Here is a 22753-nt window from a genome sequence, read left to right as displayed (position 1 = left end):
GGCCACCTCCTATTCGTGGTTGCGATGCTGGTTGAGACGGTTAAGGATCAGGTCTTCGAGCTGTTGTTGACGCATTTCGCCGTCACCGGCGTCACCCGCCGCCAAGTCGTTTCCCGGCTGCGGTTTATCAGGTGACGCCGCCGATGACGCCGACTGCTCCTCATCGTTACCAGGAATACTCGGCGTCACGCGACTCAGGACGACCTTGGCTCCGTTCTTGTCTCGGGTGATCTCAATGGCGATTCCAAACTGTTTCAGGATCTCCTGGTTGTGCTCCTGCCGGAGTTGGGCACTGAGATGAGCCGCCGTCTTCGGCCACTGCTTCGCGTACACGTCGAACTTGTGCTTCTCGGCGACCAACTCCAAGTCGTTGAGAAGCGTCTGCATTTGGGCTTCGTGCTTCTCACGCTCTCGCATGAACTCGATCACGACCTGAAGAATCGGCTTGTCCTGAAGGCTGTGCCAGAGTTGATCCCGAGTTGCGTCCTTGGGGGCGAGTTCCCACGCGAGACCTTCCAGTACACGAAGGACTCGATCCAGTTCCGCCGTGCTGGGCAGCATCTGCACCGAGTTCCAGGCCAATGCGGCGATGTAGGCCCGCACCCGTCGCGACTGAATCGGGTAGGCTCGTTCCAGGGAGTCGCCAGGCAAAAGCAAACAAGGTTCGCCGGTCTTGTCGATGTGATATCGCACCTTCATCGAGAAGATGAGATTCAGAAGAATCTCGCCATCGGACGGTGACTCGGTAACTTCATTCGGACCGGCGTCCGTCAAAGTGTTGGCTGGCATCGCCTACCTCCTATCTGTGCCGGACGGCAAGATTGAGGGCAGCCGGACGATGGTCAGAAGGGCCAGCTTGAAGCTCGGCGGCAACTCAGGCCATGCGGTGACGATCTCGGCGAGTGCCGAATGGTCGAGAACCGGCTTCACGTTGCTCGTGTCACACAATTGAGGGTGGAGGCAGAGAGCCTCCACCACGCCTCGGACCTCGTTAGGGAGAACGGACCAAGTCTGAGCGACCCGGTCTAACGCGGCGTCGGAATTTGTCAGCGTAAGACTGGCAATGCTGCCCGACTGCTGACAATGTGCTGACAACGACGGGGCCGAAGTCGTAAGGTGTTCTGCAGAAAGGTGGTTGCGGGAAGACGATGCCTCATTCGATTCCCGCCGCCTCCATAAAATTGGCCGTTTTGTCACCTTGTGACAGACGGCCATTTTTGTTGCCAGAAACACAATTCCAGCAAGGGGTTTCGTCCCTTTTGACCCGGACCACGGACCCCGGATCGAGGACATCAGATGACACGGACTGACCGTCAGGCACTGTCATAGCACTGTCAGTTTTCCCCCACGGCAAGTTCGCCAGTGCCGCTGCCTGATCCTCCAGACCGATGTGGGTGTAGTTCATCGTCATGGTGACGGTGGAGTGCCGGGCCAGCTTCATCGCTTCTGGCAACGTCGCTCCATTCCTCAAAAACTGATGAAGAAAGGTGTACGAGCTGCACAGAACATCACCTGTATCTTCAACATGGCAAGAAACGGAATTCACGTCTATTACAATATCATTCGGGGATTTCCAGGTGAATCAATCGATGATTACGAACATCTGGTACAGTTGATCCCGGCCATCTCTCACTTTCCGCCACCAAGCAGTGTGGTTCCTGTCCTCGTAACCCGGTTTGCGCCGCTGCACGCTTCGCCAGAGCGATTTGGCAGCAGCGATGAGATGACTGCTCATTGGCGATACAACTGCTTGTTCACGAAGCAATATCTCAAGAAGCGTAACCTCAACCACAAAGATTGGGCGTACTACTTTGACAGCCCGTATCGCGAATTCTCAAATGAAATGCTGTCGGTGTATGAGGTAGTTTCACAACCCTTTGATGATGGTGTACAGGCAGGCTAAGTGAACGAAGCCTTCGAACAGTTCGGCGTAGTATTCCCAGCGAGTGATCAATCGGCGGCAGTTCTGCAGCCAACTGAAAGTGCGCTCAATTCGGTATCGGCGTTCATATCGCCGCAATGCTCGACCGTCCTGCAGTCGAGGCTTGGTTCGTTTGTCTCGGTGCGGGCAGATCAGTTCGATGCCACGGGACAGAAGATGTTCCCTCAACCAGTCGGCATCGGCAGCTTTATCGTACAGCAGGCGACGCGGCTTGCCGTGTGGAGGGCATTGATCAATCAATGTTTGGATCGTGGTCACCTCGCTGTAATTGGCAGAGGTGGTATATGCCGAGAGTGGAATGCCTCGTCCATCAGTCAGGAGGAGGATGCGGGTTCCGTTGCCACGATGACAACGTCCCACGTCGTCACCCCTTTTTTTGCCCGTGAAAACGAGCCATCACCGATCGCTTCTTCCCAGTCGATGCCACGTCGCTGTAGCAGCTTGCTGAGCAATCGATCCCAGGCTGCACGAAAGACCCCGTTTCGAGTCCAGTCACGATGGCGTCGCCAACAGGTGACTGGTGAGGGGTATCGTTCTGGTAAATCTTTCCAACGGGCCCCTGTAATCAGTACCCACAGAACGCCTTCCAAGCACTCACGAGAAGATCGCCAAGGGCGTCCTCCACGGGGGCCCACCGGAAGATCAGGAAACAGATCCGCGATCAGAAACCATTGTGCATCAGAGAGAAAGGGCTTCGGGGCCGTCCTGGACCCTGTCTTGTTCGGCCGACGGCGTGTCGGCCACGAAGGCAGGGTAATGAGCATGAGTGTCTCCTTTCACCATGCTCATAAGCACATCCCTTGCCAATCCTGTTCAGTAATCTAAAGGTTATGAAACTGGCTCATGACACGCATCGAGTCTTTCCTTTCGGGATGATTAACCCCACTAATGGCGATCTTCCCGGAACGCCCCGTCCAGCCACGGATAACACAGGTTGGTATCCGATGATTTTGCCCTATGTGGAACAGGCAGCGCTCTACAATAAGTTCATGGATGAGCAGAAAAATACGGTACGGTTGGGGGCGATTTATTGGCAATCCAAGGAAACGGTGGTTCCCATGATGATGTGCCCCAGCGACCCCGCCACCCCAAAGATCATCACCTTTGGAGAGACAGATCCGTCCGCAAATAAATCCCAGGGCTTTCACGGGAACTATACTGTTTGCTCCGGAAGCACGAACTTCGGGCCACAAAAGCAGTACACGCAGCTGGACGGAATTTTTTATTCCCGATCGCGGACGTCGATGGGAGATATCACTGATGGGACCTCCATGACATTGATGGCGAGCGAATTAATCCTATCCCCGGATTTGGGCAAACATGATGTTCGCGGGCGACTGATGAACCCGCGTTGCATGGGGACATTTATCTCCACGCTGGAAACGCCGAACACCAAGGTCGGAGACGTCTTGATCTCATGTGCAGCCATTCCCGGAGCCCCATGCGGAGCCGACAGCGTCGAAAACAGTCGTACGTTCGCCCGGAGTTACCACGTCGGGGGAGTTCACGGACTGCTCGCGGATGGTGCGGTCCGGTTTGTGGCTGATAATGTCTCCCTCCAGATCTATCAGGGGTTGGGATCTCGCGCCGGCGGAGAAGTGCTCGGAGAGTTCTAGTCAGGACAGCAGCGGGGCGGGCTAATCAAGTGATACTATCGGGGGTGAAGGCCGGAGATTCCGCGGTTTGTACACACTTTGGAATTAAAGGAGTTCAGCAATGATTCCGATGCCTCTTCTGGCTGTCGGCCGAGGCAGGACTAGCACGCGATGGAGCTACCGGACTTCATTAATGGTCTGGTTCAACTTCCTGGCTCGTTTTTCCGTCGCCTCGTGCGCTCTGATCCTGATCAGCGGATGTCAGGAAGGTCCCCAATTTCCAGAATCGACCGTGACCGGCATCATCCTTTACAACAAAGAGCCGCTCGAGTCAGGCACGATCACGTTTCTGGCTGAGAATCAAGGAACGCCCTCAGCCCAAGCGATGATCACGGACGGTATGTATACCGTCAAGGTTCCGCATGGCAACAAACGGGTTGAAATTAACAGCTCCAAGTGGACTGGAAAGCCTTATGAGGAGTTCGGAATCAAGGAAACGATTCAGTTTCTGCCTGCAAAATATAATGAAAGGAGCGAGCTAAGGGCGGAGATCGGCCCTAAACCAGAGCTCGAACTAAACTTCGAACTTGAAGGGCTTTCCAAATGAGGATTGGGACGATCCGGCCAGCGGAATTAGTACTTGTGATGGTGTCGCTGGCGTTCGATTCCTTCACGTTTGGGGGTGAGTCGCATGCACCGGACGCACGGACTCAAGCGTTCATCAGCCATTATTGCGCAGACTGTCACGGCGCCGACGGTCCGGAGGCCGGTCTGAGTCTTGCGCAGCCCAAGTGGAATCTCGATCACAGCGGCGTCCGCGAAGGCTGGGTTCGCGTTTACGATCGCGTGCGTCGATTCGAGATGCCGCCGGATCCCGATCAGATTCCTAATGCCGAGCGCACCAAGTTTCTGTCAGATCTCAAGTTTGCTCTGGTTCAGGCGGATCGGGAAGACATCCGTCAACGCGGTCGCGGACCGATGCGACGTCTGACGCGGGATGAATTTCAGCAGAATCTCCGGGATATTCTCAAGCTGCCACTGCTGGATATTCGAGATCGCCTGCCGGAGGACCGGGAGGGCTTCCATCTTAACAAGACTTCAGAGGTTCTGGACCTCTCCCGGGTGCAACTGAACGCCTATCTGGACGCTGCGGAAGCTGCGTTGTTCAAGGCTGTGGCAACTGCTCCTGACACACCGGAGACGTACTACTATCGAGCGATCGGGCGGAATCTGTTTACACCAAAGAGTACGTTTGGCAATCGGGAGGCGATGTTTTTCGCGAAGGATTCGTTAGCGCTCGACAATAAACTGGAGAGTGAATGGCAGGACGACGAATCGGTTGAACTGGCGCTTTTTCGCTCCGCCACCTGGCCCTACTTTGGATATCCGCGAGAATTCGTCGCCAGGAAGGACGGAGAATATCTGGTCAGATTCTCTGCTCGAGCTGTGACGCAGCTTCCCGGGTATCGGCTGGAGGCAGCAAAGCATCCTGTCCCCATGACATTTCGGGCCCGCAAGCCTTCCGGTGCCGACGTGTCCGGAGATGTTCGTGCCACCGGCGGAATCTGGGACATCCAGCCTGAGCAAACCGAGTTCGAAACCAAAGTACTGCTGAAAGCTGGCGAAACCCTTGAATATAGCCTGCTCGGTCTGCCAATGCCTCTCGCCCGCAATGTTGACGGGGGAGAGCCCAGTTATCGCTATCCTCCCTTCCCGCCCGAAGGACAACCGGGAGTCGCCATCCAGAAGCTTGAGATCACGGGCCCGCTCCAGCCCGATCACTGGCCCCCTGCGTCTCATCGAGTTCTGTTTGGCAATCTTCCGCTGCGAGCCGCTCCGTCAGACAGCGCGCTCAGTGTCGAAGTTGTTCCCAACAATGTGCAAGCGGATGCATCGCGGTTGCTGCGGAGCTTCATCGCTCGCGCTGCCCGCGCGCCGGTATCGGAAGCGTCGATTGAACATTTCGAACAACTCATCCTCTCAAAACTCGACAGCGGTGCCCCATTCACGGAAGCCATGCTTATTGCCTATCAGGCATTTTTATGTTCCAGTCACTTTCTTTATCTCCACGAACCACATGGTGAGCAGGACCATTTTGTGATCGCCAGTCGTTTATCCCATTTGCTGACTAATACGCGGCCGGATGAGTGGTTGATATCGTTGGCGGAAGAAGAACGTCTGCGGGATTGCCAAACGCTCAAAGTGGAAGCGGACCGGATGATTCGGTCTCCCGACATTGAGCGATTTGTGAATAATTTCACCGATTACTGGTTGGATCTGCGCCACCTCTATCGAGATGAACCTGACATCCTGCGATATCCGGAGTACCGATTGGATCATTATCTTGTCGAATCGATGGAGCGGGAGACCCGCGCGTTTTTCTTAGCCATGATTCGGGAAAATCTGCCTGTCAGCGTGGTCATTAATGCCGACTTCGCCTTCGTGAATGATCGGCTGGCAGACCATTACGAGTTTCCGCCGGTCGACGGGTCAGGCATGCGGAAGGTTCCCGTTCCGCCAGGGAGCCCATATGGTGGACTCCTCACCCAGGCTGCAATTCTTAAAGTGACTGCAAACGGGACGTCGACGTCACCTGTCGTGAGGGGAGCTTGGGTGATGGATCGCTTACTTGGGCAACGGCCTCCTCCTCCCCCGCCGAATGTTCCCGCTGTGGAACCGGATATCCGCGGAGCGAACTCGATCCGCGAGCTCCTTGCTCTCCATACGAAATCGGCCGCCTGCGCAGGCTGTCACTCCCGCTTCGAGCCCGTCGGACACGCTTTAGAGAATTTTGATATTCTCGGAGGCTGGAGGACTCGATATCGAGGGCTCGAACAGGGAGAACTCGTCACAGGCATCGATCGGGCAGGCCACGACTTCGCTTATACTCTCGTGGGACTTGTCGATGGCAGCGGACAACTTCTTCATGGTGAGCGGTTCGACGATATTAATGAACTCAAGCAAATTTTGGCTGCGGACCCTCGCCAACTGGCCCGCAATCTTCTGCACCAGTTCGCGCTGTACGGCACAGGAACTCCGGTGCGGTTCTCGGAAAGAGACGAGGTCGAGCGGATTTTGGACGACTGCCAGCAGAGCGATTACCGCGTTGGGGATCTTTTACAGGGTATGATCACCAGTCCGATCTTTCTGGGAGAACCCGGCTGCCTGACGGAACGCCAATAACATGAAGATTCCGCATCTACTGAGTGCAACCCGATTCCCCCGCCGTGCCTTCCTGCGTGGAGTCGGAGTCGGTCTGGCCCTGCCTTGGCTTGAGTCGCTGGCACAACTGAACGCAAAGGGGTTGCCGGACACTCAAGAGCCGCCCAAGCGCATGCTGCTAATCTCCAACAATCTCGGGATCTTGTCGGATCATTTTTTTCCCCAATCCTCAGGTCCTCTCGATGTTCTCCCCGCTTACCTTCAGACGCTCGAGGAATTCCGCAATGACTTCACAGTCTTCAGCGGTTTGTCTCACCCCGATGTTTCAGGCGGGCACAGCACTGAGAACTGCTTCCTTACCGGCGCGAGGGGGCCGACTCGAAGCGGCTTTCGCAACACAATTTCGCTGGACCAGTTTGCAGCGGAAGCTCTGGGTCCGGTCACGCGGTTCTCCTCCATCAATCTCGGTGTGAATATCGATAAGGCGAATCGCAGTCTTTCTTGGACTCGCGATGGTGCACTGCTCCCGGCTGAAGACAGCGCCCCAGCGGTGTTTCGGAAAATGTTCCTGCAGGGCAATCCGGACGACATTGCTCGCCAACTCAACCGACTCGCACAACGTGCCAGTATTCTCGACACGATTCGTGATGATGCCCGACTCCTCAACAGCAAGATCAGCCATTCGGATCGGTCTAAACTCGACCAGTATTTTACAGCGATTCGCGACGTTGAAGACGACCTTTACTCGGCCCGCGAATGGGAGCAGCGTCCAAAGCCAATCTCCAATCACCCGGCCCCCGAAGAATTGGAGGACAAACGTTTGTTCTTCAAGAAATATGATCTGATGCTGCAGATGGCACGGCTGGCGCTGGAATCGGAATCCACCCGCATTGTCACGTTGATGGTCGACGCCTTCGCCACTCCCGTTTTTCAGCTGGACGAAAGGACGACGACAGATGGATATCACAACTTGAGTCACCACGGACAAGCCGAGGGAAAGCTGGCGCAGCTGCGCGAGGCCGATCACGCTCAAATGCAACTACTTCGTCAATTGCTTAAGACGCTCGCCGACACCCAAACCGGGGCACGCCATCTGCTCGATCACACTATGGTTTTATTCGGCAGCAACTTGGGCGACGCCAATACTCACGTTAACACCAATCTGCCGATCTTGCTGGCCGGGGGGGGATTTCGCCACGGCCAGCATCTGACATTTCGGAGGGATCAAAACGTCCCGCTCTGTAACCTCTTCGTTTCGATGCTTCAGCAGATGAAGATTGAAGCTGAGCAATTCGGCTCCAGCACTGGCACTCTGCTGAGTTCATAGTCCGCTGTCCAACAGATGTTTTTTGCGATGAAGTCACGTCGGTTTCGGGAGATCCGGCCGAGATGGGCACGAATATAATGTCGGGGGACTTTCAATTGTTTAGCAGAACCCCGTCTTACTGGGCTGCGGCGAATAGTCGAGATTGTTCCGCAGCGCACTTTGTCCGCAGACTTTCTCCTCGGAGTCGCCCGATGCCCGGTCCATCGGTCCGGTCACCGTCAGCCGTTACGCTTTCGTCCGCGCGAACCTCTTAATGAGGCCACCGACAATTGACTTCACTTCGACCTCATCCAGGCCAAGCGTGATGACCACTTCCGGTTCTTGCCTGAACGGCGGCAGGTGACCTCTCGACACGTGGCTGCGGTGGAGGTTGTAATAGTCCGCGAACTCCGCGACCAAATTGTCCAAGCGCCGCTTGCCGAAAACGATGTACTTCGAGAGGACTCCCAATTTGATGGTCCCGATGAACCTCTCGCAGCGTCCGTTCAAGTTGGGACTGGCTTTTAGGAGAGGGTTAATCTGCCCCCCTGCTCGGGACGCTTGCGTGAATTCCTTGGTGAACTTGGTGTCTCGATCGTGCATCACGATCGCTGGTTTCTCGTCCCTGCCGGAGGTTTGGTCGAGGAAGTGGTCCGTCTGCTGTTTGACCCAAGCCGAGGTGGGATGCTCCGTGGAGGGAGACAGAATGACGTCGCGGGTGTGATCATAAAGAAACACCAGCACATCGAGATCGCGGAATACTCATTTGGTCACTGCCTTCACGCTTTAGAAATCACAGGCCCAGAGGGTCTCCTCGTGTCGCTGGAGAAAGTTGACCCAGGAGTCGGAGGTCCGATCAGGACCGGGCTGAATCCCCTCCTCCTTCAGGATTTTGCGGACGGTCTGCCGGCTGATCTTCTTGATCCCCAGCTTCCGAAGTTCGCCGAGAATCCGGGTGTATCTGAATCCCGTCGCATTCGCGATCTGGATCACCAGTTCCCGGATCTCCTTCGGCTTCCGCTGACCCCCTTTGGGGTTCTGCTTGCTTTTCGGCTGTTCACTGGCCTCACGAACCCAGCGGGAGAATGTGCTGGGACTGACAATCGTGATCAGTTCTCAATGGTCTGGCCCAAAGCTCTGCCCAGCTTGAGCAGCCGTTCCCGCTCCGAAAGCCTGGTGTGGATCTGCCCGCGAATCCGTGCCCTTAGAATCTTGTTCTCCTCCCTGAGGAACTCGGCATACTGGGCCAGTTCCCGGTCCGTGACGGAGGCGATGAGGGGACGGAAAATTTTCGTCATTCCGGTATTTTCTCAACTCGCTAATCTACAAGGTGTTTCACCTTCGTTGTACCTCGCGATGTCTCCGTTGAAACCTCTCTTGAGAGCGGGAAGAGCTGAGATTTTCCGGCCTGACGCCAGCGACCGTCAAAAGATCTCCAGCTTGCCTCAATCTGGCCAGGTTAAAGAGCAGGGTCTGCCCGGGCTGTGTCAGGGGCAAAACATGGGTACACATCAGAAAACTGTACCCACTTTGGCCTCTTTTGAGGCTCTGGACTCATGAAAGCAGTGTGAATCGGCCTAATGATTTCTGCGGTCTGAAAGGTATCCGCAACCGATCCGCCACCCATTGTGTGACTACGGAACCGAAGGGGCGGTTGCACCGCGCCCCACGTCCATCGCTCCATTGGCCAGTTCCAGCCCGTTCAGGGCCATGCCGATCTTGCTGCTGCAAGAAACCATTCCGCTGACGGCCCCCAAAGCAGCTGCCACGCCAATGTTCGCCGCCAGCCCGGGCCCCGTCGTAAACGAGATCTGTCGCGGGATCGACGGCGATGAGCTCATTCTGTATCCCCAGCGTCAGCATGCTGGCAGCGGAGTTGACGGGGGCCTTGGGACCGGTGACGAAAAATCCGTGAAGATCGCCTTTAAATTCGCAATTCTTACATATCGCTTGATCTAACTGGGTTTCCGTCTCTTCAAGAGTCGGTATCGAACAAGTGTCTGTCGATCACTTCCGCACATTACATCTTCGATGATTTCTTCCTTAAGGTGTTCTCGACCTTTTGAGCGTTCATCGGCCAACCATTGCAGTAAGGCGATCTCTGCCGATTCTCTCGGCATTGGAGTAACAATCGTCTGTAATTCGTCGTTCATCGAAAATATTCCTCTGCGAGAAATCCATCAATGGTAGCTGCCTCTTCGTCGAGCATCGTCCCAAGTCGTAAATGCTCGCGAGTATGATGCAGTTCGTGAGCAATTATGTTCAATGAATCTAACGCACTTGCTAAACCCGATTCCATTAGCGTAATTATAAGACCAACCGGACATAACCTATTCAGCGGGTAAGAATCTCCAGGCGATCAGTGAGTTGGCGATGTCATGGAACGCTTGGTGAACTTCGTCGAGTCGATCCCCACGAATCCGCACTCTACGGAACTGCTTCAGCCAGCTGATCGTTCTCTCAATCGGCCAGCGGGTCGCTCCCAGCGTCGAGTTTTGCACCTGACCTCGCTTGGGAATGAAGGCTTTGATGCCGGCCATGGCCAGCACGTTCCGGGTCGCTCACTCCGTCTGCCGCAACGACGTCTTCACCGAACTAACTACAAAGCGAGAGCGACACGGCCATGCTGGCGAGAAACCGGGGATGAGTCTGCCGCTCACGCACGCCGGGGATCATGCGAACGGCCAATGCATCCGCAATCGCATACGTGCCTAATGGGCCGATCGATCCTTCAGTGGAGACTTTGGGATCGGCGTCAGTCTGCATGGGCATGAGCATGCTTCGGGGCCAGCCCTAGAGGTCGCACGTCATAGGGAACGACCTGATCCGGTGCTTGGATCCGATTGGTAAGGAATGAAAATCGGTGACGCTATTGATGACACTCAGAGTTCTTTTCGCGGTGATGTTAGCGTCACTTCCGAAGGTCTTGTACTCAATAACTTATGGCGTCGTGACGCTGGTGACGTAAAAATCCGTCGAAGCCTCCATTGACGACGGCTGCTTTGCTGAGCTGGTCATGCTGCAAAGCATGCGAGTGTCCAGGCCCGCTCGAGTTATCTCTTGGGCCTGTTCGATGGGGCCGAGCACCACACTTCCGAGGGCTCATGTGGTGACTTCTTCCGAGAACGGCTTCAGGCACTTCTTGCGGCCAAAGGCGAATTCGTCACCGAGCAATTCCAGAAGCTGCTCTGCCGTGAGACTCATCAGGTCATAGGTCTTTTCCAGCTGCCGGATTCGGATCGGCAGGCGATGCCGTAAATTACCGGGACGCTCCCGCATATCTGTGATGCCCTTCCTTGGACGGCTCTGGGAATCGTCCCAATACAGACGATCCAGAAGATCGAACATGCACGGAATTCGAGTCAGGAACAGTCGAGACATGACCCGTTCCGTAATCTGATCGAGCATGCTCAGTCGGGAGTTCAAGAATAGGCGATTGTGCCTTGGAGCCAGCTGCAGAACACGCCAGGAAACAAACAGGAGGTGACGATACCAACACCGAGCAGCATTCGGCTCAAAAATGTAGTAGTAGTCGCTTCTAACCACGTATGAGCCAGCGTCTACCGAGCAAAGAGAGTCAAAGTAGAGCATCGAAAGCCATGACCATAGCCCCGCATCTTTCGACACCGCCTCAATGGGCAAGGGTGCCAATGCAGACTGCAAATACTGAGCGGCTTCGATCTTCGTCTCGAAGATGCTCACAGCAACTTGACAGTCGGGAGTCACCACCTCGGTCCATTTGCGATGCTCCAGGAGATCGATCGGTAATTCTGTCCCTGGCTTCCTGCGGCACTCCGACAGAACATCCCGAAATGCCTGAATGCCTTCCGGTGTGAATCGCCTGAGCTTCATGGTGTTTCCTCCCAAGCCTCGCTCGAACCAGATGCCTGGGTGAATTTCTCCCTCAAACTATGTTCCCGACAGAAAGCGGTGATAACGTCTGAGATCCATTCATCCCGTTCATCGTCATCTTCGGAAACAGGCGGTTTAAGACCCTCCGGGTGCAGCTGACGTCCAAACTTCAGCCAGAGTACTGACCATCGATCGGAGTCTTCGTTATCGTCCGTTTGCTCATCGAGAGCCCGCTGCAGCACCTGACGGATGATCGCCGGATAAATCAGGGCATAGATGGCGGCGTCAAATCGAACACGTTCCGACAGCCCTGGGATTTTCTGGTTCACCAACAGGAAAACGTCCTCAGAACGGAAATCCAGCTTCCACAATTCATCACCCAGATCCGTTTTTTCGACAGGAAGAATCCCCCGGCGACCAGTGGCCGTATTTGGACCAGCTTTCAGCGCGCGGATGTTCTCAGCCAGGCCAAGAATTCGACCAAATCGTTCGGAACGGTCGATGACCTTCAGCGAAAAGATGACGTTCTCGCCGTGGATGTCCCTCAAGGCTCTATCGTCAGGAGGCAAGAGTTGCCCCACAGTCCCCCACGCATAGCGGCGAATCGTGTTTGAGCCGGCACAGGTGGCTTCCAGAACGACGGCTGCTTCCGGGGGAGCCTCGAAATCCTTCAAGTCAATCGTCGCGTCAAACGTACGGGGATCCTGTCCCTCATGCACCTCAATGGTGACATGATCGGAGCCGATTCTTCGGCGTCCGGTGGAGTTCACTCGCTTAATCACGATTCAGATTCCTCAAGAACGTTGTCTGTTGTCAGTTCGTCGATCCGGACCAGGATGTCTCTGTGTTCATCGAAGCCGTCGGCTCCGAACGAAAACTTTTCGCCTTCTACGGTGAGAACCAAGATGTTCCCGGCCCGGGGAACGACTTTGACGCTCTTCCCCGTGAGCTTCAGCTGCGGGCTCTTGCCGAACTCGAAATCAAAAGGGCTCCACGTCTTAATGGGGTTCCCTGACGGGAGATCATAAGCCACCGAGACACGAAGTCGGGGATTCGCTGGCAGGGGTTGCCCGGAGTTGTGGATGATCCGGAAGCCACCGCGACGGCCATCCAGGCGATACCAACGCGGTTTGGAGGTTATGTCACCAAACTTGGGCCGACCATTCCCGTCCGGATTGGGCAGCCTTGATCTCTGAGGAGCCTGGGTCTTCTCGATGGAGAAGAAATCACTCAGAATGTCAAAGTCCGCCTTCACCGTCGGCGGTGTCAGCAACTCGGTCAGATCGTCAACGATCCGGCGACAAAACTTGACTCGTCCCTTCCATTTGGTCCAAGTCCGATTGGGGCGTTCCTCGGATGTATCCCAGTCTTCGTGGGCCGGGCCTTCCGAATCACCTAACAGAGAGGCCAAGGGGCCTTTCTCAACGGCCACAAACCCGTGGACGCCACGCAGGCCCGCCCGAGAATTCAACTTGGTGATCGTCATTCCTTCGCGAACGTAGTACGTATCAGTCCGTTCCCTATCAGGCTCCCGATGCAGAAAGACAAAGATCTCCCCCACCTCATCCGGTCCCTGGCGACGAGGCAGGGCCATCTGCACCTTGACCGCTGTCAGTTTCTCCGATGCAAACTGGTTTCTGAGCTTCTCAAGCGTCGCAGCTTCGAACGCCTCGGACGTTAACTCCGGCAACTTGGTCTGGCCGAGGAGCTTCGTGGGAACGGCGACAGATTCAACGGCGAGGCACCGCTTCACGAAGTCAATCGGGGGAGCAACATGACGCTTGGTTCGCTTGGGACCATCCCATTTGACACTACGGCTCCACTCTTCCAGGGAGCTGTGATCGAGTCGAACCTCCCTTGTATCCGGAGCAACGAGGTCCACGATCAGATCCCCACGCAGGATGGGCAGGAAAAAATGAACGCAGATCGCCTGCAGAAGTCGGGCTCCTTTCAGTTCCGGGGCGATGTACGGCACGACCACTGACAGCCCAGGCTCATCGACGGATCGGGTGAGTTTCCACTCCCGACGGAACTCATCGAGTTCGGTCGCATCCTCGATAGGCAAGGGGAGTCCAGTCTGTGGCTCCACGCCGCCACACCAGTAGCCTTCCGGGACATACTCGCGCCCCTCGAGTTCATGAATCCGCAGGACTGCCTGCCCCATGAGGAGTTGACGACAATCTCCTGCCCGGACCGTCAGGCCCAACATGCAGCCAACCTGGCTGGCCGCACGATAGACCGTCTTGCCCAGACCCCAGCGGCCCAAGTCATCACCGGTTTTCCCGCTCCGGCCAATGTTCCGCCAAAACCAGAAGAAGTCCTCCCGCTTCTTACTTCCAAGAGCAGGATCTCTCGCCAGGAGCGGATCACCGCCGAGTCCGCGAGTTCCAAAGTCCTCGCATACAAGAAACCCTTCCTGAAGTTGAGGCACTCCATCGGGTGCAAAGCCGATCTCCCGATGCTTCAACGCTGGCTCAAGTCGGCGGAAGTAATGCGAAAGCCGGGCCCGAGACGGAAGGTCGGTCGCAGGATGAAGAGCCAGCCGAATACGAACCGGTCCTTGCCCGGTCGAAGCATCCATCGAGTTCTGGAGGATTTCTCGGATTAGAGCATCCGTCCCCGCGTACTCCCCCTCATCTGTCTGTTCAGTCTTGAATAGCTGAGTCTCATTCGGATCCCGTCGAACGGCACCCCCAGCTAACTTTTCGAAGATCCAGAACGCCATGCAGCCCTCTGCCATCCGCAGTCCAAGCCTGTTGGTTCACCTCCCTTGATTCAGCCATAGAACTCCTTTGTCGAAAGGATAAAGCAAATGTTCACCCGATGCCAACTATGGCGGCTTCGTAACGATGCACGTTCTTCGTCCAGAAAGGCCGGCGTACTAACCCGATCCAGCAACTTCTTCTAACCATCGTGGATGAGTTGAACTCTTCTGTTGACGGCGGTTGGAAGGATGGTGAAGTGGAGATCGTCGCGGGGTGTAAGGATGACGGTTACTCGGATTACTCACCCATGGTGCGAGATACCAGACGGCAATTCACGAAACTGCCGAAGAGTTGGCCGCTGATCTGGGACTTCGGGTAGGCTCGAGGCTCGGTTCCCAGGCTGGTGAATTCGTCCGATCTTGAGGCCGCGTGATAACGACGGTGACACCCGAATTCAGTCACTTCACGGTCCGCGACATCCTGAAAGAGTCTGCTGAGTGACGCAAACCATGACGAAGTCATGACGCTGAGCGGTTGTAGTAGCGACACCCCGCAAGCCACTACTAGAGTCGGTTATGGACTTAAGTGTTGACGTTGCGGAAGTGTGCGTGAATGAGCAAGCCACGGACGGCCTACCCGAGTGATGTCACGGACGAAGAATGGGCGTTTCTCGTCCCGTATCTGGCATTGGTACGTGAAGACTCTCCGCAACGAGTCCATTCGCTGCGGTTGGTCTTCAACGCCATGCGCTGGCTGGTGAGTACGGGAGCGCAGTGGAGATTCATGCCGCATGAATTTCCTCCCTGGCCGGTGGTTGATCAGCAGCCGCGTCGCTGGCTGCAGGCCGGTGTCTTCGAGGACATCGCACATGACCTGCGAGCGATCGCCCGCGTGGTCGAAGGGCGCGAGGAAGACCCCAGCGGAATCATTCTGGACGGTCGCGTGCTGCAGTCGACGCCGGAGAGCGGAAAGCGGGCAGGATACGATGGCCACAAGCGCCGGAAAGGCTCGAAGATTCACATTGCCATCGACACGCTGGGCCATTTGCTGGCGGTGAAAGTCACGCCTGCCAATGAGCAGGAGCGGGCGCAGGTCGCTGCGCGAAGCAGTGCAAGCGGTGACCGGAGAGACCGTGGAAGTGGCGTATGTCGATCAAGGGGACACGGGTGAAACCGCAGAAGACGCTGCGGCGGAACAAGGGATTCAACTGCGGGTGGTGAAACATGCCAGGGCCAAACGAGGCTTTGTCCTGCTCCCCCGGCGCTGGGTGGTGGAACGAACGTTCGCGTGGCTGGGACGCTCCCGGCGACTGGCGAGAGACTACGAACGCCTGGCCGAAGTCCTCGCCGGCTGGCACTGGGTCGCGATGGTCGCCCTCCTGCTCAAGCACGCTCGCTTCCTCATGCAGGCAAGTTCATAACAGGCTCTAGACACATTGCCTTTCATGGTAATTACTTATAATTATCGTTGTGCCGGATGACTGGCCGGGGTCGGGTCAATGTCATCGGCGTTAATTATCCCTTCGCAAAGCAACCGGCGCAGTTCAGCGATGATTCTCGGCCGATTCGTCAACAGCAACTCCTGGAGTGTTACAGAGTCAAGCCGCACTCCTTGTGGCTCCTCCCTGCCAGCAGCCCTTAGCTCTGCGACCGCAGCAACATGCAAAAGCGTCTCAACAAAACTCAGTCTCACAGCCGGTGGCGTCCCAGGATGACTGGCTAAATCAGATACGCTCGCCACAACGCCCGGCAGGCCCGCTGCGACGTTTTCTGCCTCATTGCCCTCGCTCCCCGCCTCTGGTCTTAGCGATCGCCTGACGGCCAGCAAGATGGCTTCGGGCGTGTTTTCTGCGCGAATCGCCGTCGCGACCTTCGCAATTGCCCGGATTTGCTCTCGCCTCGCTGATTGGCGGGCGGCATGGCGGCGACGGCGCTGGCGCTCGGTGGGGGTGAGGGTCATCGCCATGTGCTTTCTGTGTGTCAGGGTTGACGACGTTTTTGAATCATTGTGATTGCGACGTTGGTGTCCCGTCGTCGCAAATAGCACACTATGGCATTGCGTTTAGTTGAAATCGCAGTGCAAACTGCATATTCATTTTCAACATCTAAATTCCATATTTAACGGAACAACGGAACAACGGAATGGATTTCCGGGTTAAGCCGCTTCACGTTATGATCAGCTCAACAAACAGGAAAATTGAACCCGTCATTCCGTTACCTACTTTAATGACATTCCCTGCATAGCAATGCGTCTACGAAAACTTCGTTCCGTATGGATCCGTTCATTCCGTCGTGGAAATCGCGAAGCGTAATATTATTGAACCATAGCCCATTGTTCATGATCCGCTTAAATCTTTTGTCATCATCGAGATAGGCTGTCACGGTTCGCTTGGAAGGGACTGGATCGCCCGATGATTCACACCAGTTTGAGAAACGCTCAAAGAATTATGCGAATTTCACTTTTTGTCCTGGGAGCGTGATGCAGCAGTCTGAGATAAAGCGGCCTATAACATCTGAATCACTTTGGTATTCAGCGGTCGCTAAGCGAACTGTGTCCGGCTCCTGTAGTCCGGCTTGAAGCCAAAGTCTGGCTCCTTCAACGATCCACGCGAGTATTCCTGGCCTCTCCTTTCGAAGTTTTTCAGGAATGGTTTTATCTTTTCGCTCCCCTTCAAATCCGATATTGAAAGGAACCAACCGCAAGCGGCGCCAGATGGCGTGATCAGTTCCCTTTACCCTCGGTCGGTGGTTAGTACAAAGTACGATCTTGTGGGTGGGCTTGAACTCCCAGAAGTCCTCACGCATTCGGCGGGCTTTAATCGTGTCGCCCCCGGTCAGGGATTTCACCAAAGATTCTGCGAGTGTTCGGTTAGCATCTGTTTCTTGGGCGACGACAAGGCGTTTCTGGTATAAATCTGCGATCTCAGTTGGATGGCTGTTACCCTTCCGCTCCAGTAAGAGGTCACGAGCCGCGGCTCCCGTGTAATCTGGACCCAGAGTCTCAATGATGGCCTCCAGGAATGTACTTTTTCCATTGGATCCGGTTCCGTGAAAAACTGTCAGGATCTGTTCTCTTACATCTGCTGTTGCGCAATATCCCATCAATCTCTGTAGAAACGGTTCAACGTCCTCAGTCCCCTCAAAGATATCTTCACGAAAGCGATCGAAATGAAACGAGGATGCCTCCGCATGAAATTCGGTTGGACAGAGCTTTGTGAGTAGATCTTCCCGACGATGCTCATGAAGTGTTCCTGTCCGCAAATCAATCGTTCCATTCGGACAGTTCAGCAAAAACGGATGTTGGTCAAGATCGCTCGTTAAGACTGGTAGTTCCGATTTGGCGAGCGTCAACATCGCTGTGATGCGTTTGCAACTGGCAGTACTTGCTGCAAATTGAAGTGCGGAATCATCTCCTTTGCTGCGAACTTCTGACCAAATTGAATCGGCGACCGTTTTTGCTAAACGGTAAACAGCACCTGACTCATCGGGAGCCCAGCGACAACCGTCCCAGGCGATCCATCTATTCCAGGTCTGGCAGAATTTTACTCGATCCCCGTGCAGTGCCTTAAACCGACGGCTATTGGATAAGTCTGTCCTGCCTTCCGGATCCGTAATGCTGGGTATTCCGGGGAATGTTGCGTCGTGCTTTTGTATTGCGACAGCAATAGAACTAGGTTGAACATTCTTTCCGATCGGGAATTCTCCGATCGCTGATGATTCGAAAATAGGACTGGTGAGAAGTTGTTCAATGGAATTGTTGTCAATTTGCTCGGGTTGATATCCCCCACTCAGGCAGTCGTCGATACCTTTCCCGTAGCTTGGCGCCCACATTTCAAGTGCAACGACAAAGCCGTTATTCTGCAGATCCCGAACAAGGCTTTTCAGTGAGCTAGCAACAGCCGCATTCGTTCGCCAGTCCGAATCGAACGCGACGATCGCCTCCTCTGCACCCAACGATTTCAGGATCCCGGGTGCCTTTCGCCACGAACCGACGCCAGGGAGTCCGATGGTTAGAATGCCGCTGGCATGTGTGGCAACATCGGTCTTCAAGCAGCCTTCCGTTACTCGAATAATACTGCGATCACCAGTAAAGCGGGGCACATGAACTGGCGTTCCCGGTCCGGAACCACCCACATCATTCCGCTTGCTGGATAAGTAGCGGTATCGCTGGCCTTTGGCATCCGTGGAAGCGCGAACAATCATTGCAATAATTCGCTGCTGTTCGTCTCGAATGGGAATCAGAAGTCCTTCCCGTCCGCCGATTGTCCAGAAGGTTGCGGAATCGGCTCGTTTCACAAGGAAGCCGGGCACCCGAGCAATTGTTGCTTCCCCGAACTGATCAATTAGCCGCTTCGCTATTGCAGCGCGACTGCGAACCGGAAGCCAGGAGTACCCGAGTTTGTTTAAGATAAACTCAATGTCGGCCGGACCAAGTCCGCGGCGATGAAGCTCAGCGCGGGCTGGTTCACGATACGGGCGAAGAAGCAGGATTGATTCGTGGTAAATGCAGCCTAGTATTTCAGCATCTGCCCGGTTCGGCGATGGGGATAACGTTGGCACAGCCAGTTCCAGGCGGCTGCTTGGCTGTCGGAAGAGCCAGAATTCGCTGCCTGCGGAATCTGTTCCACGTTCGCCAGCGCCTAGCGATGGGTGAACTGACGATCTCCTGCACGTCATCGCAGTGCCGTTTCTGCTGCACCAATCTGTTTTACTACAGCATTCACAAGGAAGAGCTGCTGAAACTTCTGTCCAGTTGCCTTTCACAAGCCCTTCTCCGTTATGGGGTCTGGCAGCATTCCGGCATAAATTATCGTTAATTCCGAGCAGCTAATCCTGAGCCGGGACGATCCCCACTCGATATAAGATTCCGGATGGGGAACAACAACGTACTGATGAACATCTTCAAGATGCTCGAGATGAGAGCAGCGAATGCGCCGACCATCTTTGAAGAAGAGATAGACGGGAATTTCAAACTCTGGATGTTTACGATTGCCCGTCTGGTGACTAAACCATATCATGGCGAATGCCTTTCGAAGATTTCGCGCGTGCCAGCGCGGATAAAGTGAACTGTCGTGGCCCGTGGCGAATCCCCATCGCTACGGGTCATGGCTTTTTACAGCAAGTCAGCGGCGCGCAAGTCGCTGTTGCTAGCATCTTTACTTGCAGATTGTCGAGCTAAAGCGGCAGCCGTTTGCGCCGCAATCCAAGCGTCGAACGCAGCAGGTGTCGTACACCATCTTCCACCGACTAAGGCAGCCGGCAGTTTGTTGCCACCAGCTACTCCAATCCTGACCCATCGCCACTCCGTTGGAGGACTTGGGTGTTTTCCTGTACGCCGTTTAGCAGTCACCCTGATGGGTTCAAGCTGTCCGGAAAGGATTTCTGGGAGAGTGTCATGAGCGATAACCATTGATATTCCTTAATGCAGTTCGGAAGCGATGAACTGCCGTAGAATAGGATCGCCGAAAACACTTGCAAGATCTTATTTTAAGGGGGTGGCGAAGTTTTGTGATAATCAACGCTTGGCAACGACCTCATTATCTCAGACAGGACATGCAGTCGCTTTTCTTTGGTGATGTGTAGTGATGTGCGCTGGTATGAAAGGGGCTGTGGCAGGACGGCCCCAGCCCTTTTCTCTCTGGCGCACAAATGCTTCTGATTGCGGGCCCGTTTTCTCATCCGCAGGCGGGGCCAGTGTGGCAGTAAAGTTCACTTGACGGCGATTCGCAATGGAATTTCGCGTGCAAGCATCCTGGCCGATGCCAACGACCATAATCCGAAGTGACTGGTGCCGCCGGTGGTCCTGAAGTATTCAAACGACGGGGGAAGACGAAGACGTTTGCTGGACGGTGCTTGGAGTGTCGCTGCTCACGTCGGGCACGATTGCCGTACGGGACACATGCTGTTGAGACTGGATGACACTGAAGCTTTGGTTCCCAATCGGTTCCCAATCGCCGAACTCTGCAGCAGTTACCTTTGGGGTTCACACGTTGGCCCATTGAGAGAACCACCCGTTGACAGAAGTAATTCCGCCGACATCGCACTCAGATGGGACGGCCTAGTACTACAGTTGGAATTCCTCAGAGCCCGACGCGTCAGCGAGGGTTTTCTTTGAATTCCATCAAGCCGTTATGTTCCAACCAAGGCGGTATTCTTCGGCGTTTTCGTGGAAGTCAAACTGTAGTACTAGAAGACGTGCACCCAGCATGTCACCACATCGCGAACTCTTTGATCGCCTGGAGGCATCTCAAGATAGAATAGGTTTAGCCAGAATGATTTGAGAAATTTTGTGGGTAGTCAATCAGGCTCCCGCGCTCAGGGTCTGCTTATCCGTAAATGGGGATCGAGGAACGAGCACCTGCATTGCGCTGGACAAGGTGTTGGAGAATTATCCCTGCCCCGCTGTTCGACTCTCACAAATTCACCCAAAAAGCCAGTTTAGCGGTTGTCACTGCCAGGGTGTCTCTCTATGTCTGGTCGCTGGCTAAGGATCTTTAACAGATCGAGTAACACACGCCCTTCTGCAATCATGCTGTGCCCATTGAGGAGCGCGCGAGGGCAGTTTCGAAGCTTACCCAGGAGAAGATATCGCCTTTTCTGGCCAATTCGCAGTATCTCACAAAACGCCGTTAAGTCGTACCAGCAGTCGGGGAATATGCCGAGTCCATGCCAAGTCACTAGCCGTTCTCCGGATTTGCCCGATGTTTGTCTACCGCTTGTATTGGAATACATCTAAACCGCCTCTGATGGAGACCTGATCCCTTCCCTGTCAGCCAATCCTGGCGGCTATTCCTCGAGCTGCTTCAAAATCTTTCTCCGCATTAATTTGCGTAATTGTCGGAGACGAGTGTCCCAAGACGACTCGGGCGGCATCGATGTCGCCGAACTCGTTCCTGATCAGGGTGGCGGCGTTATGACGTAGTCGACCAGGTGACCATGGAGTGACTACTACCAGTTTGCAGGCCCGGCGAATGCTGGCATCGTAACCCAGGCGCGAATAGGGAGAGTTGCTTCCCTCGGAATTTCTAACCGACACGCTGGCTCCCGGGCGGTAGGCTTTCTCGACGAATTCTGCTCTTCCAGCCTCGGGGCGAAACACGAACAGTTCTGGAGAGTCCGTCAAGAACGGCCGCACAACCATTTGGGCTTTGGGTCCCAGAAAGATTTTCCGCTGCCGTCCGTGGTGCTGCGTCTTGTGGGATCGGGGTGTGTAGGTCCAGATCGTTCCTGAGCGGTCAATGTCACCACATCGCATGGTTCGAACTTCAACGGGTCGCATTCCGGTCAACAACTGCAGGTCCACCATTGCTCGGACCGGTGCAGTTAAACGGGGCCTAACGGCCTCGATATCAGATTCCGGAACGGGGAGGACTGGGGCTGCTTCCACCGCAGCTGAACGATCCCTGCGTAGTCCTGGAACGGCCGCCAATGCGGTGTAAATCTGTGAGGGGACGAGCTCCTGGGCAACCCCCCATTTGAAGACGTGCTTGATCCGTGCGATGCTACGATTGATGCTGGTCCGCACTTTGCCTGCTTCGATCATTCTGTTTCGGACATGCTGGAGTTTTTTTGGTCCGAACTCACGTACAGGAACTGCGCGGAAAAGGGCATTCAGCTGGCGAACCGCTTCGCGAAAGTTGTTGGCCTCCCCTGTCGGCTCACCGTTCACGCGATAGTAACTGTCCGCATGCTTGATGAACGCGAGGGTAAGTACACCCACGTTCAGTTTTGATGGGTGCATGCCTTGGTTCAGGAAGATCTCTCCAAGTAATTGCTCGTACCGCTCGTACGATTCTGGGGATCCTTATTTCCCGAGGCAGTAATCGGTTGATCCGATCCGAACCCGAGCCTGCCCAGTAGATTTGTGAAGGGAATACGAGGGTTTTCGCGGTCGCCGGGGCATGGGTGCAGCTCCTGATCTCAGGGTGTGAAACTGGGGGGTTTCACGCTGCACCACCGATGAAAAATGGTAGAAATGTGGTAGTAGAACCGCATGCACCACTCGATGGGTTGCCGCAACTCGCGACACAGAAAGAAGTTACCCGGCGAGGATTCGAACCTCGACGAACAGGACCAAAAGGAGTTTAAATAGTGTACAGCGGGTGTTGATGGCTGTTGATAAATGTTGACTGGCGTGTTGTTTACCGTCTGTTATCCTGTTCATCAGTGTTAATCGAAGTTTCCGATAGTGT

At 55.0% G+C, this 22753-nt stretch carries 23 protein-coding genes and 1 pseudogene; 7 read left to right on the top strand and 17 right to left on the bottom strand.

Annotated elements, in window-relative coordinates:
• Positions 1 to 9: 9 nt before the first annotated feature.
• Together SH664x_RS14430 and SH664x_RS14425 are read right to left on the bottom strand one after the other, a co-directional pair.
• On the bottom strand, positions 10 to 789 hold the full coding sequence (locus SH664x_RS14430) for a hypothetical protein (RefSeq protein ID WP_437202038.1): 780 nt from the start codon (positions 787 to 789) through the stop codon (positions 10 to 12).
• A 364-nt stretch (positions 790 to 1153) separates the two neighbouring features.
• Positions 1154 to 1441, bottom strand: coding sequence for a hypothetical protein (locus tag SH664x_RS14425; RefSeq protein ID WP_437202036.1), 288 nt, complete (start codon positions 1439 to 1441; stop codon positions 1154 to 1156).
• Here SH664x_RS14425 and SH664x_RS14420 point away from each other — a divergent pair.
• Complete coding sequence (locus SH664x_RS14420; protein WP_437202034.1) at positions 1424 to 1903, top strand: hypothetical protein; 480 nt, start codon at positions 1424 to 1426, stop codon at positions 1901 to 1903. The two genes, SH664x_RS14425 and SH664x_RS14420, sit on opposite strands and share 18 nt — an antisense overlap.
• Here the strand turns inward: SH664x_RS14420 and SH664x_RS14415 are convergent.
• Together SH664x_RS14415 and SH664x_RS14410 are read right to left on the bottom strand one after the other, a co-directional pair.
• The gene (locus tag SH664x_RS14415) at positions 1868 to 2302 is read right to left on the bottom strand and encodes an IS5 family transposase (protein WP_437202032.1); all 435 of its coding nucleotides are present in this window, start codon (positions 2300 to 2302) and stop codon (positions 1868 to 1870) included. The genes SH664x_RS14420 and SH664x_RS14415 overlap by 36 nt on opposite strands.
• On the bottom strand, positions 2257 to 2706 hold the full coding sequence (locus SH664x_RS14410; RefSeq protein WP_437201050.1) for a transposase: 450 nt from the start codon (positions 2704 to 2706) through the stop codon (positions 2257 to 2259). The genes SH664x_RS14415 and SH664x_RS14410 overlap by 46 nt, the downstream gene beginning before the upstream one ends.
• Positions 2707 to 2772: 66 nt before the next feature.
• Here SH664x_RS14410 and SH664x_RS14405 point away from each other — a divergent pair, with 66 nt between their 5' ends.
• The 4 genes from SH664x_RS14405 to SH664x_RS14390 all read left to right on the top strand — a co-directional run bounded on the left by SH664x_RS14405 (position 2773) and on the right by SH664x_RS14390 (position 8026).
• Entirely contained in the window at positions 2773 to 3558 is a 786-nt protein-coding gene (locus SH664x_RS14405) for a DUF1559 family PulG-like putative transporter (RefSeq protein WP_437202029.1), read from the top strand.
• A gap of 172 nt (positions 3559 to 3730) precedes the next feature.
• Positions 3731 to 4144 carry a hypothetical protein gene (locus tag SH664x_RS14400; protein ID WP_437202027.1) on the top strand — a complete coding sequence of 138 codons (414 nt, stop codon included), beginning with the start codon at positions 3731 to 3733 and terminating at the stop codon, positions 4142 to 4144.
• 38 nt (positions 4145 to 4182) lie between these two features.
• The gene (locus SH664x_RS14395; RefSeq protein ID WP_437207239.1) at positions 4183 to 6720 is read left to right on the top strand and encodes a DUF1592 domain-containing protein; all 2538 of its coding nucleotides are present in this window, start codon (positions 4183 to 4185) and stop codon (positions 6718 to 6720) included.
• A 1-nt stretch (position 6721) separates the two neighbouring features.
• The gene (locus SH664x_RS14390; protein ID WP_437202025.1) at positions 6722 to 8026 is read left to right on the top strand and encodes a DUF1552 domain-containing protein; all 1305 of its coding nucleotides are present in this window, start codon (positions 6722 to 6724) and stop codon (positions 8024 to 8026) included.
• A gap of 225 nt (positions 8027 to 8251) precedes the next feature.
• Here the strand turns inward: SH664x_RS14390 and SH664x_RS14385 are convergent, their stop codons facing one another.
• The 9 genes from SH664x_RS14385 to SH664x_RS14345 form a co-directional block, all read right to left on the bottom strand.
• Positions 8252 to 8749, bottom strand: coding sequence for an integrase core domain-containing protein (locus SH664x_RS14385; protein ID WP_437202023.1), 498 nt, complete (start codon positions 8747 to 8749; stop codon positions 8252 to 8254).
• Between the two features lie 42 nt (positions 8750 to 8791).
• Positions 8792 to 8998 carry a hypothetical protein gene (locus SH664x_RS14380; protein ID WP_437202021.1) on the bottom strand — a complete coding sequence of 69 codons (207 nt, stop codon included), beginning with the start codon at positions 8996 to 8998 and terminating at the stop codon, positions 8792 to 8794.
• A 116-nt stretch (positions 8999 to 9114) separates the two neighbouring features.
• Positions 9115 to 9303: a hypothetical protein gene (locus SH664x_RS14375; RefSeq protein WP_437202019.1), complete on the bottom strand. Its 189-nt coding sequence runs from the start codon at positions 9301 to 9303 to the stop codon at positions 9115 to 9117.
• Positions 9304 to 9639: 336 nt separating this feature from the next.
• A complete protein-coding gene (locus SH664x_RS14370; RefSeq protein ID WP_437202018.1) occupies positions 9640 to 9846 on the bottom strand; it encodes a hypothetical protein in 207 nt (68 codons plus the stop codon).
• 489 nt (positions 9847 to 10335) lie between these two features.
• Positions 10336 to 10545 carry a transposase gene (locus SH664x_RS14365; RefSeq protein WP_437202016.1) on the bottom strand — a complete coding sequence of 70 codons (210 nt, stop codon included), beginning with the start codon at positions 10543 to 10545 and terminating at the stop codon, positions 10336 to 10338.
• Positions 10546 to 10600: 55 nt separating this feature from the next.
• A complete protein-coding gene (locus tag SH664x_RS14360; RefSeq protein WP_437202014.1) occupies positions 10601 to 10777 on the bottom strand; it encodes a hypothetical protein in 177 nt (58 codons plus the stop codon).
• 330 nt (positions 10778 to 11107) lie between these two features.
• On the bottom strand, positions 11108 to 11857 hold the full coding sequence (locus SH664x_RS14355; RefSeq protein ID WP_437202013.1) for a hypothetical protein: 750 nt from the start codon (positions 11855 to 11857) through the stop codon (positions 11108 to 11110).
• Positions 11854 to 12438, bottom strand: a complete 585-nt coding sequence (locus SH664x_RS14350) for a hypothetical protein (RefSeq protein ID WP_437202011.1) — start codon at positions 12436 to 12438, stop codon at positions 11854 to 11856. Before SH664x_RS14350 ends, SH664x_RS14355 begins: the two co-directional genes overlap by 4 nt.
• 197 nt (positions 12439 to 12635) lie before the next feature.
• Positions 12636 to 14438 carry a hypothetical protein gene (locus SH664x_RS14345; RefSeq protein WP_437202009.1) on the bottom strand — a complete coding sequence of 601 codons (1803 nt, stop codon included), beginning with the start codon at positions 14436 to 14438 and terminating at the stop codon, positions 12636 to 12638.
• A gap of 736 nt (positions 14439 to 15174) precedes the next feature.
• Here SH664x_RS14345 and SH664x_RS14340 point away from each other — a divergent pair.
• Positions 15175 to 15982, top strand: a pseudogene (locus tag SH664x_RS14340) (IS5 family transposase).
• Between the two features lie 41 nt (positions 15983 to 16023).
• Here the strand turns inward: SH664x_RS14340 and SH664x_RS14335 are convergent.
• Positions 16024 to 16527, bottom strand: coding sequence for a hypothetical protein (locus SH664x_RS14335; protein WP_437202006.1), 504 nt, complete (start codon positions 16525 to 16527; stop codon positions 16024 to 16026).
• Positions 16528 to 17006: 479 nt separating this feature from the next.
• The gene (locus SH664x_RS14330; RefSeq protein WP_437202004.1) at positions 17007 to 19121 is read right to left on the bottom strand and encodes a phage/plasmid primase, P4 family; all 2115 of its coding nucleotides are present in this window, start codon (positions 19119 to 19121) and stop codon (positions 17007 to 17009) included.
• 332 nt (positions 19122 to 19453) lie between these two features.
• On the opposite strand from SH664x_RS14330, the gene SH664x_RS14325 reads away from it, so the two are divergent.
• Positions 19454 to 19627: a hypothetical protein gene (locus SH664x_RS14325; protein WP_437202003.1), complete on the top strand. Its 174-nt coding sequence runs from the start codon at positions 19454 to 19456 to the stop codon at positions 19625 to 19627.
• 47 nt (positions 19628 to 19674) lie between these two features.
• On the opposite strand, the gene SH664x_RS14320 is transcribed toward SH664x_RS14325, so the two are convergent.
• Entirely contained in the window at positions 19675 to 19971 is a 297-nt protein-coding gene (locus tag SH664x_RS14320) for a DUF1580 domain-containing protein (RefSeq protein ID WP_437202001.1), read from the bottom strand.
• A gap of 1359 nt (positions 19972 to 21330) precedes the next feature.
• Positions 21331 to 22302, bottom strand: a complete 972-nt coding sequence (locus SH664x_RS14315) for a site-specific integrase (RefSeq protein WP_437201999.1) — start codon at positions 22300 to 22302, stop codon at positions 21331 to 21333.
• Positions 22303 to 22753: the final 451 nt, after the last annotated feature.

Source organism: Planctomicrobium aquicomposti, from assembly GCF_051466325.1.
Lineage (GTDB): Bacteria > Planctomycetota > Planctomycetia > Planctomycetales > Planctomycetaceae > Planctomicrobium.
This window is presented reverse-complemented; position numbering and strand designations above follow the sequence as displayed.